The organism is Rhizobium pisi (assembly GCF_003938655.1).
In the GTDB taxonomy this organism is placed as follows: Bacteria; Pseudomonadota; Alphaproteobacteria; order Rhizobiales; family Rhizobiaceae; genus Rhizobium; species Rhizobium pisi.
This window is the reverse complement of the sequence record NZ_RJJT01000008.1, coordinates 85203-101441: the sequence shown is the minus strand read 5'-3', so window position 1 is coordinate 101441 and position 16239 is coordinate 85203. Positions and strand designations below refer to the sequence as shown.

The following is a 16239-nucleotide window of genomic DNA, read 5'->3' as shown; positions in this document are numbered from 1 at the left end:
GTTCCCTTACAGCGCCGCGCGTCTTTTTCAGACGGGCAAAGGACGATGCGCTAGTCGATGAAAACGCCCACACTTGCGGCGCGTCCGGCCGAATCGATGACGGTCAGTTTCGAGTAACCGCCACCGTCGGGCAGCCATTGCTGGGTGCGCCGGCGGGAGAGGTCGGGCAGCGGCTTGCCATTGGCGAGCCAGCGGAAGGGCGCGCGACCGCCCTGGAGCTTCAGCATCAGCGGCGAGAGGTCGCCCCCGCTGGCGCCGAGATCGATATGCGCACCCTCGGGCGGATAGACGATTGCAGGCGCGGGCTCGCGGCCGGAGGCGACCAGCAGGCCACTGGCATTGACAGCGAAACGGCGCTGGCTGATCGGCAGGTCGGACTGGGCTATGCGCACGGCGCCCGCCGGCGGCCGGGGTAGTGGCGTCGTTGCGATGCCTGACTTGGCAAAACCCTCGAACAGGATGGGCGCGGCGGTGCCATAACCTGTTAACCCCGGCACGGCGCTGTTATCCGGCCGTCCGACCCAGACGCCGAGCACATAGCGCCCGTCATAGCCGACCGACCAAGCGTCGCGATAGCCGTAGCTCGTGCCGGTCTTGTAGGCGATGCCGCGCTGCGGCGCGCCGGCCGGCGGAATGACGCCCGAGAGAATGTCGGCGACATTCCAGACCGCGACCGGTTCCAGCAGTGGCTCCCCATCGATCTTGCCGGGTGTGCCGGTGACACCGTCGCCGAGCCTTGCCGGCTGGCCGCGATTGGCAAGCGCCGTATAAAGCTGCACCAGATCTTTCAAAGTCATGCCGACGCCGCCAAGACCGATCGCCAGCCCCGGCGTCTCATTCGGTGGCAGCACCGGGCGCACTTCGGCGCGGCGGAAGCGCACCATCAGCCGCGACGGACCGACGGCGTCAAGCAGCTTGACAGCAGGCACGTTCAGCGAAAGCTGCAGCGCCTCCCGCACGGTGACGTCGCCCTGATAGCTCATGTCGAAATTGCGCGGCCGATAACCGAAGAAATCGGCGGGCCGGTCTTCGATGATCGTCTCTTGGGATACGAGACCCTGCTCAAAGGCGAGGCCGTAGATGAAGGGCTTCAGCGTCGAGCCCGGTGAGCGGTTGACGCGCGTCATGTCGATCCAGCCGGAGCGGCTGGCATCGAAATAGTCAGCCGAGCCGACCTCGCCGACGATCGCACCCGTTTGCGCATCGGCCATGACCATGGCGAGCGAAAGCTTCGGCCCGAGCTTCATGGCCGCCGCCCGCGCGACCGATTCCAAGCCTTGCTGCACCTGCTTTTTCAACGTTGTCTGGTGCTTGATGACATCAGGCTCCTTGCGACGGGCGGCTTCGGCGACATGGGCGGCAAGGGCTGGCAATTGCATGCGCCGCGGCGGAACCGGAACAGCCTCGGCCCGCTCCGCCTCGCCGTCGCCGACGGCTTCAGCCACCGCGACGCGATCGAGCACGCGCTTGCGCGCCTCCTGCGCCGCCTTGAGATTGCGGTCGGGCCGGCGCCGTTCCGGCAATTGCGGCAGGGCGACGAGCAGGGCCGCCTCGGCGACCGTCAGGCGCCGCGGCTCCTTGCCGAAATAGGCAAGGCTTGCGGCGCGCACGCCTTCCAGATTGCCGCCATAGGGAGCATGGGTCAGATAAAGGTCGAGGATTTGCTCCTTCGAGAGCCGCCGCTCGATCTGCACGGCGCGCGCGAGCTGCCGCAGCTTCGCCGAGAGCGTGCGTTCCGCACGCGGCTCGATCAGCCGCGCCACCTGCATCGAAAGCGTCGAAGCGCCGGAGACGATGCGGCCGTTGCTGATGAATTGGAGGCTCGCGCGACCGAGTGCCCAGGGATCGACGCCGCTATGGTCATAGAAGCGCTGGTCCTCATAGGCGATCAGCATGCGCAGGAATTGCGGATCGACGTCGGCAACCGTCGTCTTCAGCCGCCAGCGGCCTTCCGACGTCGCGAAGGCACGCAGCAATTGCCCGTCGGCATCGAGCACTTCGGCGGAGACGAGATCCGCCTTCTTGAGTGGGGGCGGAAAGGCGCGGTCGGCGGCATCGAGCGCGAAGAAAACCGCACCGGCGAGAATGACGCCGGCGGCGGATCCGATCGCAAACTTACGCCACAGCCTCATTATTGCGCCGTTACGACCTCCATCTTGCCGGTCGCCGTGCGAGCCGAAAGCTCGGGCCGGTACATGTCCTCGACGCTTGCGGCCGGATGGTCGTAGGTGCCGGGGGTGACGGCGCGCACGACATAGGCGACATTGAGTTCACGGTCGTCGCCTTCGGAACGGTTGAAGGCGGCGACGAAGCGGTCGTAGCGGAATTCGGTATGGGCAGCCGAGATCTCGCCGATCCAGTCGAAATTCGTCATCTGTGCGCTGTCGACGAGATTCGGATTGTCGATCTCGAAGCCGGCCGGCAGAAGGTCGGTGATAACGATGCGCGACGGCCAGGTGTTGCTTTCCCGCACATGGATGACGACGACGTAGCGTTCGTTCTGCTTCGCCTCGCTCACATTCGCCTCCTCGCCGTCGAGCGTGTAATAGCTGCGCTCGATGGTGAAGCCGTCACCGCCGGCCGGCAACGGCACGGTGGGCGCGGCAACCGTGGTGACAACGGCGGAAACCGCGTCGTTCGTCTGGTTGGTCAGCGTCAGCGGATGATCGCTCAGCGCATCGCCCATCATCTTTGCCATGTAGGCGCCGGTGTGGGGCGCGCCGTTGACGTCGACCTTGAGGCCGTCGTCACCGCCCTGGATGGCGCGGGCGGCGAGTAGCATCCAGGCCTCTTCCTGGGTGCTCTTATATTTGCTGCGGCCCCATTCCTTGGTGACGGCCTTAGCAAGCTCCGGGATGACAGGCGGTACCGGCCGGCTTTCGGCGGCGAGCGCCAGGATCGCCGCGCCGTCACGCAGGATCGTGCCGTAGTCGGTGCGGGAGAGGTTTACGCGGGATACCATCGACTGCTGCGACATCTGCAGTGCGTCGAGGAAGATGTTCTTTGAACGCTGCGCGTCGCCGTAGAGCGCCAGTGCGGCGGCGATATGCGCCTTGGCGAGCGGCGTCGGGAAGTCGTTGATCATCGTATCGGCATAGTAACGCAGATCGCTGATCGCGGCCTTCTTGTTGCGGGCGAGCACATAGACGGCATAGGCGATCTGGTCGCCCTGGCCCTTGATGTCTGTCGTATAGGACAGCGTGTTCTGCAGGTTTTCCAGCGCCTGCACGAAGGCTCTTTCCGGCACGTCGTATTTCATCTCGCGGGCTCGCGTCAGGAAATCGGTGACGTAGGAATCGAGCCAGACATCGCCCGAATCCGGTCCCCAGAGGCCGAAGCTGCCGGCCGAAGCCTGATAGGAGAGCACGCGGTAGATCGCATCCTGCACGCGCTTGTGCACGTCGTCGTCGTTTTCGATGCCCGCCTGCTTCGCCACTTCAGCGAGGTAGAGCAGCGGCAGCGCCCGGCTGGTCGTCTGCTCGGCGCAGCCGAAGGGATAGCGGTCGAGCGTCATCAGCAGTGCGGGAATGTCGAACGCCGCCGAGCGGGTGACGTTGACGCTGATCGAGGCGCCGGGCAGCACGCTGTCGGCCAGCAGGTTCTTGTCGATGGTGAGCTTTGCTCCCGGCTTCAGCGCCAGCACCCGCCGTTCGGTGATCGGCAGCGATGACGGACGCACCGGCACGTCGACGGTCTGGTCGAGCGAAAGGCCTGAGGCGTCGGAGAGGTTGATCGAGACGCTGCCGCTACCCGGCTGTTTGCCGATGAGCGAAAGCGTCAGCTCGGATTTCGCGCCGGCTTCGAGGCGGATCGTCTGCGAGGCGGAAGCCTGCTCGATGCCAACGGCGTCATTGCCGGTCAGTTGCAGCTTATAATCGCCGGCCGGTGCATCGGTGTTGGCGATGTCGAGGCGTAGATTGGCCTTGTCGCCAGGAGCCAGGAATTTCGGCAGGCTCGCGGTCACTACCACAGGATCGCGGATGATGACGTCCTTCACGCCGTGGCCGACACCGCTCTTCGACCAGGCGACCGCCATGACGCGCGCCGTGCCGTTGAACTGCGGAATGTCGAAGGAGACCTTGGCCTTGCCTTCGGCGTCGAGCTTCACCGGACCGGAGAAGAAGGCGACGAGCTTCTGGGTCGGCGGGCTTGCCTGCAGCGCCACAGCACCCCCGTCACCGCCGGTCCTGAGCTTGCCGGTCGCACCCAGCGAGCCGTCGATCAGGCGGCCATAGAGGTCGCGGATTTCAAGACCGAGCTGGCGCTGGCCGAAATACCAGTCCTCCGGATTCGCAGGCTCGTAGCGCGTCAGGTTGAGAATGCCGACATCGACGGCAGCGACCGTCACATAGGCGTCCTCATTGGCGCCGGCGCCGGCCACCTGCAGGCTGATGTCGAGCGATCCGCGCGGGAGCATCTTTTCCGGCGTGTCGAGCTTTACCTGCAGCGCGCGCTGCTCGGGATCGACCTTCAGCCATTTGATGCCGATCGAGCGCATCGGCATGTGGCTGTCCTGCGCGTCGCCGGGGCGGAAGAGCGTCGCGGTCACGTAGGCGCCCGCACCCCAATCTGATGTGACGGGAATGTCGACCTCGCCACCGGTCTCGCCGATTGTGGCGTTCTGCACGGCGACCAGCTTTTCGGTTCCGGCCGTGACCATCAGTTCGCCGCCATAACGCGAGGTGACCTTCAGCTTCGCCGTCTCGCCGATCTTGTAGCTGTCCTTGTCGAGGGCAATCTCCAGCCCGTCGGGTGTCTCGGTCGAGGTCGAGGTCACGAACCAGCCGGCGTCGAATTCGACGCTCGAGGTTGGGCCGTCGGCATCCGGGCTTTCCACTTCGAGGCGATAGCGGCCCCAGGTCACCGGCACGGAGATCTTGGCGCCGTCCATCGTCGCATCGACGCTGCCGTTGCTGATCTGCTCGGCGGTATAGACCGGCTCGTATTTCCATGCCGTCCCCTCGCGATACCACTGGTACTCGCGATTGAGGCTGTAGAATTTCCAGCGAAGGCCCTTCGTCTCCTGCTTCTGGCCGTTGGCATCGACGCCGATCACCGTGAAGTTGGCAATCGCGTTCTCAGGCAGGTCGTCGGAAAATTCGGGCTTGATGCCGATCGAAGGTCCCTGGTTCTTCACCGGGATGGTCAAAGCGCGCTCGATGGCGCGGCCACCCGCCTCCTGCATCCTGATATAGACGGTGGCGTTGAGCAGCTGGGTCGTGGCCGGCAGGTCGCCGACAGTGAGGTCGGTCGAGGCTTCGCCGTTCTCGTCGAGTTCCGGCAGGCCGTCGATCGGCAGGCGCGAATCCTCGCTCGCCTCTTCATCGGCAAGCCCGAAAAGGAAGCCCTTGTAAGCAGCGCTTTCGCGCGTCGGCTTGACGACCACATCGCCTTCGAGCGTCAGGCCTGCGGCCGGGGCGCCGTAGAGATACTTGCCCGCAATGGTGATCGTTGCCGGCGTATCCGGACCGATTTCCTTGGCCTCGGTCTTGATCTCCATGTCGGTGCGATCGGGCACGAAATCGTCGACGAGGAAGCTCTTGGTGGCGATCGCCGTACTTTTGGGATCGGTATAGATGTTCATCGTCCAGGTGCCGCGCATGGCGTTTTCCTGGGTCGGGAAATCGACCGTGTAACCGCCGAGATTGCTGGTCTGGCTGACGATCCGCCGGTCTTCGACGCCGTCGGGGCGGCTGAAGATGAAGGTAAGCGGCAGGTTCTCGATGGCATTGCCGTCGGTGTCACGGGCAAGCGCCTGAGCATGCACCGTTTCACCAGCGCGGTAGATGCCGCGTTCGGTGAAGGGCAGCACATCGATCGCGCCGGGTGCGGCGCGGCCGGTCACGCCGCGGTCGGACAGGTCGAAACCGGCGCGCGTCATATCGAGGAAAACATAGTCCGACGTGCCGTTCCTGGCGGTGATGACGGCGGGCGTCAGCGCCGCTGTGCCGCGGATCAGGCCGGCGGTGAAGGTGGCGCGGCCGTTTGCGTCGGTCGTCGCGGTGCCGAGCACTTCATTGTTCTTGGCGAGCAGCTGCAGCTCGACGCCTGCGATCGGCTTTGCCGAGGCGAGCGAACGGGTGAAGACGTTGAGGCCATCCGTGCCGGCATAGGTGGTGACACCGATATCGGAGACGAGAAACCATTGCGTCGCCTGCGAATCCCAGTCCTGCGCCGGGCCGTTTGCCGGCGTTGCGACCATCACATAGATGCCCGGCTTGCGCTCGGGCAGCGCTTCATCGACCGGGAAGCTGGTGACGATATCCTTGTTCAGTTCGTTGGCGATCTCGATCGAGCCCTGCCAGACGAGTTCGCCGCTCTGATCCTCAATGGTCTGGGCGCTGTAGCCGTCGAGCTGGCTCAGGAATTGCGAGTTGGTCAGCAGTGGCGCGATGCCACGGTCGCCGATGCGGTAGAGCTTCAGGTTCGCCGACGTCATATTGACGGACACGATCGGGATGCCGCGGCGCGCCGTCGAGGGCAGCACAAAGCTGTCGCCGGTGAAACGCACCATCTGGGTGCGGTCCTTGATGTAGACGTCGATGCTGACGGGGGCTTCGAGCACTTCGTCGACTGATGACGGCAGGCCGGTGCGGAAGGCGATCTTGTAGGTCTCGCCATGCGTCAGCCCCTCGACGCAGATCTGTTTGTCCTTGGTTTCGAGTGCCTTGGGGGCTGCGCCGTTCAGCGTCACGAAAGGCGTGTAGTCGGTGGTCTTGACGAGTGCCTCGGAGAAGGTGACGCAGGCGCGCGGGTTAGCGCTGTCGGCATCGACCGTGTGTTCGGTGATGCGGAAACCCTGCGTCGACTTCAGCTGCAGATAGGCTGCCTGCACGTCCTTGGCGCCGACGAGTGCCAGGCTCGCCTTGTAGGCATCGAGCGCCGGGCGGTAATTGGCATTCCGCTCCAGAGCGTTGGCGAGGACGGAGAGCGCCTCGGCGCGCTTGGCCGTGGTGCGCGTCAGCTCGTAGCCGTTCAGGGCATCAAGCACGGCCTGTCCCGTCGTGCTGCTCTCGGTGCTGCCGAGCGACGCGGCGGCGCGGGCGGTTTCGAGCCAGAGATCGGCATCGCCGGGCGTGATCGACAGCGCGCCATGGAAGGATTTCAGCGCATCAGTCAGGTTGTTGCCGGTCAGGTCGATGCGGGCATTGGCCGTCAGGCTGTCGACGCCCTGGCCCTGCTGGTCGTCGGCGAGTTCGAGATTGTCCTTGAAATCATGGGCCTGCTGGATGAGGTCGCTGGTCAGGAAGGTCAGGCGCGGCGCGGCGCCGATATCCGGTTCCTTCTGGGCGGCCGTCTCGACGATCTTGCCGGCGATGGCGCCGGGGAAGGCGTTCATCGTCTTGAAATCGGATTTCAGGAAGCACCATTTCACCTTGGGATTGTAGGTGAAGGCCTTGCAGCTCTTGTCGCCGATGCAGGAGGTCTTGCATTGATCGAGAGAAACATTCTGCTCGGTGCGAAGATCGAAGCCGAAGAAATCGGCGTCCTTGATCGTCTGGATGTCGCGCTTGGTGTCCGCAGCGGCTGCGGGAAAACTGACGGCGATCGTGGAAAATGCGATGACGGCAAAGGCAAAGAACGAGCGCACGGACATAGGTTCCCCCCACAGGATGCTGGCTCTGACCGGCGGGCACTCTCCTCACTCCTCGCGGGATTGTCAACTCAACTCAAGCGTTGTTTTATCTCCGTACAAAACCTTTCGTATATTTGTCACATCGGCGTGAGTGATCGCCTTGTGATTTGCGGCTTTTGCGAGGATGAGCAAGGATTTGGGCGATCGCAGGAGGTAGCGCAATGTCCATATCTTTCAGCCGCGGGAGCCTTATCGCACTCCTTGCAGCCACCGTTCTCTCGTTAGGCCCGGGTACCGTAAGTGCCGCCGAGGATGCCGTCGTCATTCCGCCGCCGGCCGTTGACGAGGCCGCAAGCTCAGGCACGGAGACTGCCATTTTCGCCGGAGGCTGTTTCTGGGGCGTCCAGGGCGTTTTCCAGCATGTGAAAGGCGTGGAGAGCGCCGTCTCCGGTTATGCCGGTGGCGACGCCGGAACGGCGCAATACGAAACCGTCAGTACAGGTTCGACAGGTCACGCCGAATCCGTCCAGGTTCGGTTCGATCCGAAACAGGTGAGCTACGGCAAGTTGCTGCAGATCTTCTTCTCGGTGGCGCACAATCCGACGCAACTGAATTTCCAGGGGCCGGACCAGGGAACGCAGTACCGTTCGGCGCTGTTCGTTTCCGATCCGGAGCAGCGCAAAGTTGCCGAAAGCTATATAAGTCAGCTCGACAAGGCGCATGTCTTCCCGCAGCCGATCGTCACCAGCGTGAGTGATACCACCGGCTTCTATCCCGCAGAAGCCTATCATCAGGATTTCCTTTCGCTCAATCCGAATTATCCCTATATCGTCTACAACGACCTGCCGAAGATCGAGAACCTGAAGTCGCTTTTCCCCGCCGACTATCGCAGCCAGCCGGTTCTCGTCAGGAAGGCCAAGGGCTGATTAATCCTTATTGATCCTGGCATTTCAGGGCGGCCGCGAGGCCGCCTTTTTTCATTCCGCTTCTTCGCCGTTAAGAATTCATCAATGTTAACAATATCTTAATTTGATAAAATCACGTTTCAGCGCGGAACATATCGTCAAGTTGCCCGTTACAACAATGAGTTTCGAGCAGGGACAGCTGCCGGAGCGGATCCCTCTTTCGAAGTATGCGCGTAACAAGGGGACGTATCATGGCCACGAATGTCATGCGGCGCTGGCAACGAGATGAACTCATGAAGCAGAGAGTATTGATCGTCGAAGATGAATTCCTGATCGCACTGGATCTCGAAGCGACGGTGGAAGGCATGGGCATGCAGGTCGCGGGCCTTGCGGATAATCGCGAGCAGGCGCTGCGGCTGGCGCCTCTTGCAGATATTGCCTTCGTCGATGTCAATCTCGCCGATGGTCCGACCGGGCCTGACATCGGCCGGCAATTGGCCGCACAACATGGCATTGCCGTCGTCTTCATGACCGCCAATCCGGAGGTTGTCGCACATGGTGTCAAGGGTGCGGTCGGCGTGGTTCAGAAGCCGGTCATGCCTTCCGTCGTCGAACAGTTGGTGAAATATCTTGCCGCGCGCCGTGTCGGCTTGTTCGCGGTCGTTCCCCAACAGATGACGGTTTTTGCCTGATTGGACGGGCTTGGATCAGCCCGAAATGACGGCAAGTTGCGATTGAGGGCCGGCCTTTTCCGCCGCCGGCCTGCCATAGGCTTTGAGAAAGGTGCGGACGGCGTTTCGCGCCGCCTTTTCCAGTTCCTCGTCGGTGGGCACCCCGCCGAAAAGGACGGTCATCTGCAGGTCGGCATTGCCGAGTGCCACGAACTGCCGGGCGGCGACGTCGAAATCGTCGATGACGAGCGCTCCCTTGTGGGCAAGCCGCGCGAAAAGTGCCGATAGCGCCGTCGTCAGCTTGCCCGGTCCGTGCAGGCGCCAGCTCTCGAAGAGATGCGGATAGCGCTCGCCCTCGGTTTGCACGAGCTTGCGCAGGAATTTTCCGTCGTGGTTGCAGATGCAGTTCCTGTTGAGGCGCACGACGAAGGCCGTCAGGTCGTCCTCCAGATTGTCGGCGCTGTCTGGGAAGGTCGACAGCATGGAGAAGAGCATGGTGTTGGCGCGGTTCATGACATCTTCGACGACGGCGACGAACAGGGTCTCTTTCTCGCGGTAGTGATTGTAGATCGTCTGACGGGAAACGCAGGCGACGGCGGCGATCTCGTCGATGCTGGCCCCGGCAAAACCCTGACTGCAGAAGACGTCGGCGGCGGCATCGAGGATCGACATGCGCTTGGCGCATTGCCCGCGCTGCGTATGCCCCGTCATTCTGGCTGCGGGTGTCATGCGATCTTTCATGCGAACGAAGATAAGACGTCTTGACGTCTTAGACAATGGCGTCTAATTTTACAAGCGTGTCCAAATTTATTGACACTCTTGGTTCGCCGTTGGAGATATGAGCTCCCAACTTCGTCTTCGCGCGAACGATCATCATTCAACCCGAGAGCAATGCGGCGGAGCGATCATCCGACGCCTCCGTTGCGCTTTTATGAAAGATCACCCTTATGACGGCTCCCTTCTTTCGCATTGCCCTCATTCTCGGCCTTCTCTCGGCCATAGGGCCTTTCGCCATCGACATGTATCTGCCCGCGTTGCCATCCATCGGACAGGATCTGCATGCCGATAACAGCGTCACCCAGCTGACCCTTCTCGCCTTCTTCATCTCCTTTGCGCTCGCCCAGCTTGTCTACGGTCCGCTGTCGGATATGTGGGGCCGCAAGCTGCCGCTCTATCTCGGCATCGGCCTCTTCGCCGTCGCTTCGATCGGCTGTGCGCTTTCGACCGACATCGAAACGCTGATCGCCTTCCGTTTCATCCAAGGTATCGGCGGTGCCGCCGGCATGGTCATTCCGCGCGCCATCGTCCGCGATATGCACACAGGCGTGCAGGCCGCACGCCTGATGTCGCTGCTGATGCTGGTCTTCTCGATCTCGCCGATCCTGGCGCCGCTGACGGGCAGTGCCGTCATCGAGTTCTACGGCTGGCGCGGCGTGTTCTGGGCCGTGATGATCGCCGCCTTCATCGGCCTCGTCCTGCTCGCCACCCAGCTCGAAGAAACCCGTTCGACCAAGGAGCGCAGCGGCAGCGGACTGAAAAGCGCCATGGCGGCCTACCGCCTGCTGCTGACCGACCGCAATTTCCTGACGCTGACCTTCATCGGCGGCCTCGGCATTTCGAGCTTCCTCGTCTATCTCGCCAACTCGCCCTTCGTGCTGATCCAGCATTACGGGCTGACGCCGACCCAATACAGCTTCGCCTTCTCGATCAATGCTGTGTCCTTCTTCACGGTGTCGCAGGCGACGGGCTGGCTCGGCGAGCGTTTCGGCCTCGTGCGCGTCATGCGCATTGCGGTCAGCGCCTTTGCGCTAGCGATGGTCGTCATGGCGGTGGTGATGGCTTCGGGCTTCAACCAACTGCCTGTTCTGGCGAGTTTCCTGTTCATCGGCTACGGCTTCCTCGGCCTCGTCATCCCGACGAGCGCGGTGCTCGCCCTCGAGGACCACGGCGAGATCGCCGGCACAGCTTCGTCGCTGATGGGGACGCTGCACTTCGTGATCGCCGCCGTCGCCATGGTCATATCGAGCATCTTCTTCGATGGTACCGCGGTTCCGATGGCCGCCGGCATCGCACTCTGCGCCTTCTCAGCCTTCGTGCTGACGCAGGCAACGATCGGCCGCCGCGCCGCCGTCGCCGCCGCCGAATGATCAGGACAGGCCGCACCCGGTCTCCGGGTGCGGTCGTGTGCCACGCCCTTTGAGAAGTAGCCGGCGCGGCGGCTCCAAGCCGGAGCTAGACGTTAATCGTGAGAGCGTCGCTTTCGCCGGGGACGAGTTCCATTGGCCAGATCCTGTTGCGGGCGCCCTGCGGGTAGTGCTCGGCATAGGCCGGCATGGTGGCGAGCAGGGTTTCGCCGAGCTGCGCACCGAGATCGCGCAGCGACATGCGGAAGGATGTTAGTGTCGGTTGGAGAAAATGCGTGCGCGGCTCGTCGCGGAAGCCGACGACGGCGAGGTCGCGGCCAGGCACGATGCCGGCTTCGGCAAGCCGCCGGTAAAGCCCGATCGCCATCAGTTCGTGGATCAGGATGATCGCAGTCGGCCGCTGTTCGATCATCAGAAGTTCGTGGCCGGCCTGATAGCCGCCCTGTTCGCTCGACTTGACACGGATGACGAGAGCCGGATCGAAGGGAATATCGTGGCGCTTCAGCGCCTGGCGGTAACTGTCGAGGAAGATATAGCCGAGGTTGATGTCGGAGGAGGGGGCGGCCACCGCGATCCGCCGATGGCCCTTTGCGACCAGCCGGTCGACACCGCGCGCGGCCACGCCCTCGAAATCGAGATCCATCCAGGTGTAGCTGCCGCCGGATGCGCTGCGGCCGAGCGCCACGAAGGGAATACGGGCCTTTTCCAGAAGCTCGATGCGCCGGTCGGTCCGTCGCGTCGCCGAGATGATCAGAGCATCGACGAGCCGACGCGCCACCATGCGCTTCAGATATTCGTGCGGATCCTCGTCATCGGGGCAGGGCAGCATGACCAGATCGAGCTTGTGGCGGGAAAAGACGCTCTGCAGACCGTCGATAACGCCAAGGAAGAAGTCGTCGCTGTTTTCGACCGTCTCGCGGCTCACTTCGAGCATCAGCCCGATGACGTTGGTCATGCCCTGGCGAAGGCTGCGGCCCGACTGGTTGGCGACATAACCGAGCTCTTCAGCGGCGGCGAGCACGCGCCGGCGGGTTTCGTCGTTGACGTCGGGCTTGCCGTTCAGCGCACGGGACACGGTCCCGATCGAAATGTCGAGATGCTCTGCAAGCTGGCGGATCCCCTTCATCTGCGACGATTTTCCTCCCTATCGGTTCGCATTTGCTCTTTCTTGCCACAGGATTGCGCCTGCGAAAAGCCGTGGGGGAGGTCAGGGCTTGAAGCTCTGGCGGATGACGAGTTCCGGAATGACGCGTTCGTAACCCGCAGGCGCATCCGGATTTTCAAGCCGCCGCTCCATCAGTTCGACGGCGCGCAACGCCATGGTCAGCGGATCCTGGCGGAAAGTGGTCAGCTGGTAGCTCAGCCAGGAGGATTCCGGAACGTCATCGAAGCCGATAACGGCGACATCCTCGGGGATGCGCAGCCTGGCTTCCTGTCGCACGACATCCATCAGTCCGAAGGCGATTTGGTCGTTGGCGCAGAAGACCGCGTCGGGCTTTATCTTCTCCGCAAAGAGTGCACGCCCGGCGGTGACGCCGCCGTCATAGTCGGAATCTGCGCCGCGCCCGACAACGACGGATGCCCCGAGCGACTCCGCCGCCAAGAGGAAAGCCCTTTCACGCTCGACGATGCTCGGCGTTCCCGTGTTGGAGCCGATGACCGCCAGGCGTCGTCTGCCGCTTTCGTAAAAGGCCGACGCCGCCTTGCGCGAAGCCTCGGAGTTGCCAACGCGGACATGGTCGGCGTCGGGTTCCGAACGGCCGATGACGACGAGCGGCTGGCCGTTTCGCTGCGCGAGTTCGAAGAAACTCGCCGGCGGCGAGCCGGACAGGATGATGATCGCCTCCGCCCGGTGGCCGATCAGCATCTTCTGCGCGGCGAGCAGCTCGTCTTCCGTCTGGCCGGTGTTGATGAGGATCGGAATGCTGCCGCGCCGGATCAGCAATTTGGCAAGTGCGGCCGCCAGATGCGCGCGAAAACCCACTTCCGGCCGCGTCGCGACGATGCCGACAAGGCGGCTCTGATTGGCAAGCACGCCGCGCGCCAGGTCGTTGACGTGGTAGCCGAGGTTTTGCGCCGCCCGCAGTACCTTTTCGCGCGTCGCCGGGGCAACGCTTGCGCCCGGGGTGAAGGTGCGCGAAACGGCGGAGCGCGAAACGCCCGCCAATTGCGCCACCTGCTCGGCGCTGACGAAGCGCATGCGTTCTTTCTTCGGCGCCTTGCCGTCCTTCACCGGACCATCATTCATCGGCTTTCCCTCAATGCTCCACGCGCGACAGAATACCTGCCCTCAGGAATGCTCGACGATCAGCATGAAAAGCGTGCCGGAACAAGCATGGAAGAACTGTGATTGACGCGATTTGGCAATTCTGCACGCTCCAGCTCTATGGCGGAGCGATGGCAGCAAGTTGACATCCGGTGCGGACAATATTCAGTGCAAGGGAAGACCGAGGCTGCCGGAGGCAACCTCGGCCGGGAGACGAAAATCAGCCGCGAGACGAGGTGGTCTTCTGACCCGCTACTCGCAGACGCGAACCGTTTCGGTGTGATAACCGCCGTCATAGCGGTTGCGGACGTCGCGGTCCTCATACCAGCATCTCGGCGCGGGTTCGACATAGCGAGGGCTTTCAACATAGCGCGGACCATCGACATAGCGGGGGCCGCTGTTGACGAGGGCGCCTCCAATCAGACCGCCGACGACACCTGCCGCAACGCCGCCTGCTATAATGCGGCCGGTGTTGTTATGGTGATGATGGTCACGCGCGGCAGCGGGCTGAATGGCCGATCCCATAAGGGCCGTTGCGATCAACAGGCTGCTAATAATTCTCTTCATAACATGCTCCTCAGTGGCTGGCACATCGCCCCCTATAAAGGAGAAATGCCGCAGCACGGCGTTTGTTCGTTCAAATTTTGCGCCTTTTAAGGCAAATCGACCGCCGCTGTTGCAGAGAATACATAAAACGGCGCAGGAGACATCAGTTTTGGCGTTTGGCATCAAACACCTCGGATCGGCCTCACCGAGCCCAGGCACCCAAAATCAGGTCGCCGATTCGGTTACCGTCGTCTCTTCGAGTACGTTTTCGGGAATATCGTCGAAGGATGCGTAATTGAGGTTATAGAGCTTCGAATAGAGCTTGCCGTTTTTCATGAGCTGCTGGTGATTGCCGCTCTCGACGATCTCGCCATTCTGCAGCACGATGATGCGGTCGGCTTCGCGGATTGTCGCAAGCCGGTGGGCGATGACGAGGCCGGTGCGGTTTTCGAGCAGCTTCACCAGCGCCCGCTGGATCAGCATCTCCGTATAGCTGTCGATATTGGCCGTCGCCTCGTCGAGCACGAGGATCTTGGCGTCGGCCACCAGCGCGCGGGCAAAGGAGAGGAGTTGGCGCTGGCCGAGCGAAAGATTGCCGCCGCGCTCGCCGAGCATGCCGTCATAGCCTTCCGGCAGGCGCATGATGAAGTCATGCGCGCCAACGGCCTTGGCGGCTTCGATCACCTGCTCGCGCGTCGCTTCCGTCTTGTGATAGCGGATGTTTTCGAAGACGGTGCCCGTGAAGAGGAAGGGTTCCTGCAGCACCATGGCGATCTGTGCGCCGAGCGAATCCTGCGTCAGCTCGCGCACGTCATGCCCGCCGACCACAACCTGCCCCTGCTGCACCTCGTAGAAGCGGTGGATCAGCGACATGCAGCTCGACTTGCCCGATCCCGTCGGGCCGACGAGGGCGACCGTCTCGCCGGGATTGACCCTGAAGCTCACATGCTTGAGCACCGGATGCTTCGGATTATAGCCGAAGACAACATCGCGGAATTCCACCGAGCCGTCCATCTCGGCCGACAGCACCTTGGCGTTGGGCGCATCCTTGATATCGACCGGCACGTCGAGCACATCGGTCAGACGCTGGCCCGACGCCATGGCGCGCTGCATGACCGAATATTGCAGGGTGAGCGAACGGATCGGGTCGAAGAAGCGCTGGATGTAGAAGAGGAAGGCGACGAGCACGCCGACATCAAGCGCCTGGTTTAGGACGCGCGCGCCGCCGACGACGATGACGAGCGCCATGGCGATGCCGGTCAGCGAATCGACGATCGGCACCATGATCTGGGCGTAACGCGCCGCCGTCAGGTGCGTCAGCAGGTTGGCATGCGCCTTGTCATCGTAGAGCGTGAAGTTGACGTCCTGCCGATCCATGCTCTGGACGGCGCGCACGCCATGGATCGCTTCGGCGAGTGCGCCGTTCGCAACCGAGTTCGTCTCATGCGCGGCCATGAAGGACTTGCGCGCCAGCGGCAGCCAGAACAGGCGCACGACAAAGAGCACCGGCAGCACGGACAGCGTCAGCAGGCCGAGCTTGAAGTCGAGATAGAGCATCACGAAGACGATGCCGAAGAGCAGGAAGATATCCCCGACCGACAGTACGCAGGTTTCGAGAAATTCCTGCATTGAGTTGACGTCGCCCTGCAGGCGCGACATCAGCCGGCCGACCTCGGTCTTGTCCATGAAGGAGAGCGAAACGCGCTGGAGATGCGAGAACATCGCCTTGCGGATATCGAAGAGCACGTTTTCCGCTACGCCGCCGACCAGCGTTTCCTGAAAATAGCTGGCGCCGTAGTTGATAAGGATGGCGATCAGGAAGGCGACGATCGCTAAAGTCAGCGCCGAATGGCTGCCGCCCGGCTGCATGCCGTGGTCGATGGCATAGCGGATGATCAGCGGGATGAGGAGCTGCATGCCGGTGAAAACAAGCACCGAAATGACCGACAGGACGACATCGCGCCGGTAGGGATGCACGAAGGCCCAGATGCGCTTGACGATGTTGGAATCGAAGACCTTGCCGAAGATCTCCTCTTCGACGCGCTGCGAGCCGACGACCGCCCGTGGCGGGCGCCTGCCATCCTCGCGAACGTCAGCACGCTCGGTTTCCAGTTCCTCGGCCATGTTGTTT

At 62.7% G+C, this 16239-nt stretch carries 10 protein-coding genes; 3 read left to right on the top strand and 7 right to left on the bottom strand.

Annotated elements, in window-relative coordinates; genetic code table 11:
• Positions 1-50: 50 nt before the first annotated feature.
• Both pbpC and EFD55_RS12895 read right to left on the bottom strand, forming a co-directional pair.
• The gene (gene pbpC / locus EFD55_RS12900; protein WP_125845442.1) at positions 51-2132 is read right to left on the bottom strand and encodes a penicillin-binding protein 1C; all 2082 of its coding nucleotides are present in this window, start codon (positions 2130-2132) and stop codon (positions 51-53) included.
• The gene (locus EFD55_RS12895) at positions 2132-7597 is read right to left on the bottom strand and encodes an alpha-2-macroglobulin family protein (protein ID WP_125845441.1); all 5466 of its coding nucleotides are present in this window, start codon (positions 7595-7597) and stop codon (positions 2132-2134) included. The genes pbpC and EFD55_RS12895 overlap by 1 nt, the downstream gene beginning before the upstream one ends.
• Positions 7598-7797: 200 nt before the next feature.
• On the opposite strand from EFD55_RS12895, the gene msrA reads away from it, so the two are divergent.
• Both msrA and EFD55_RS12885 read left to right on the top strand, forming a co-directional pair.
• Positions 7798-8502 carry a peptide-methionine (S)-S-oxide reductase MsrA gene (gene msrA / locus EFD55_RS12890; RefSeq protein WP_125845440.1) on the top strand — a complete coding sequence of 235 codons (705 nt, stop codon included), beginning with the start codon at positions 7798-7800 and terminating at the stop codon, positions 8500-8502.
• Positions 8503-8732: 230 nt separating this feature from the next.
• Positions 8733-9173 carry a response regulator gene (locus EFD55_RS12885; protein WP_125845439.1) on the top strand — a complete coding sequence of 147 codons (441 nt, stop codon included), beginning with the start codon at positions 8733-8735 and terminating at the stop codon, positions 9171-9173.
• Between the two features lie 15 nt (positions 9174-9188).
• Here the strand turns inward: EFD55_RS12885 and EFD55_RS12880 are convergent, their stop codons facing one another.
• Entirely contained in the window at positions 9189-9929 is a 741-nt protein-coding gene (locus EFD55_RS12880) for a TetR/AcrR family transcriptional regulator (protein WP_125845438.1), read from the bottom strand.
• A 170-nt stretch (positions 9930-10099) separates the two neighbouring features.
• Between EFD55_RS12880 and EFD55_RS12875 the strand changes: the two genes are divergently transcribed.
• Positions 10100-11299 (top strand): multidrug effflux MFS transporter, encoded by a 1200-nt coding sequence (locus EFD55_RS12875; protein ID WP_125845437.1) that lies wholly within the window; start codon positions 10100-10102, stop codon positions 11297-11299.
• Positions 11300-11384: 85 nt separating this feature from the next.
• On the opposite strand, the gene EFD55_RS12870 is transcribed toward EFD55_RS12875, so the two are convergent.
• From EFD55_RS12870 to EFD55_RS12855, 4 genes are all read right to left on the bottom strand, one after another.
• The gene (locus EFD55_RS12870) at positions 11385-12422 is read right to left on the bottom strand and encodes a LacI family DNA-binding transcriptional regulator (RefSeq protein WP_125845436.1); all 1038 of its coding nucleotides are present in this window, start codon (positions 12420-12422) and stop codon (positions 11385-11387) included.
• A gap of 81 nt (positions 12423-12503) precedes the next feature.
• Complete coding sequence (locus EFD55_RS12865; protein WP_125845435.1) at positions 12504-13544, bottom strand: LacI family DNA-binding transcriptional regulator; 1041 nt, start codon at positions 13542-13544, stop codon at positions 12504-12506.
• 270 nt (positions 13545-13814) lie between these two features.
• Positions 13815-14129, bottom strand: a complete 315-nt coding sequence (locus EFD55_RS12860; protein ID WP_125845434.1) for a hypothetical protein — start codon at positions 14127-14129, stop codon at positions 13815-13817.
• A 204-nt stretch (positions 14130-14333) separates the two neighbouring features.
• Entirely contained in the window at positions 14334-16232 is a 1899-nt protein-coding gene (locus EFD55_RS12855) for an ABC transporter ATP-binding protein (RefSeq protein WP_125845433.1), read from the bottom strand.
• Between the last annotated feature and the right edge of the window lie 7 nt (positions 16233-16239).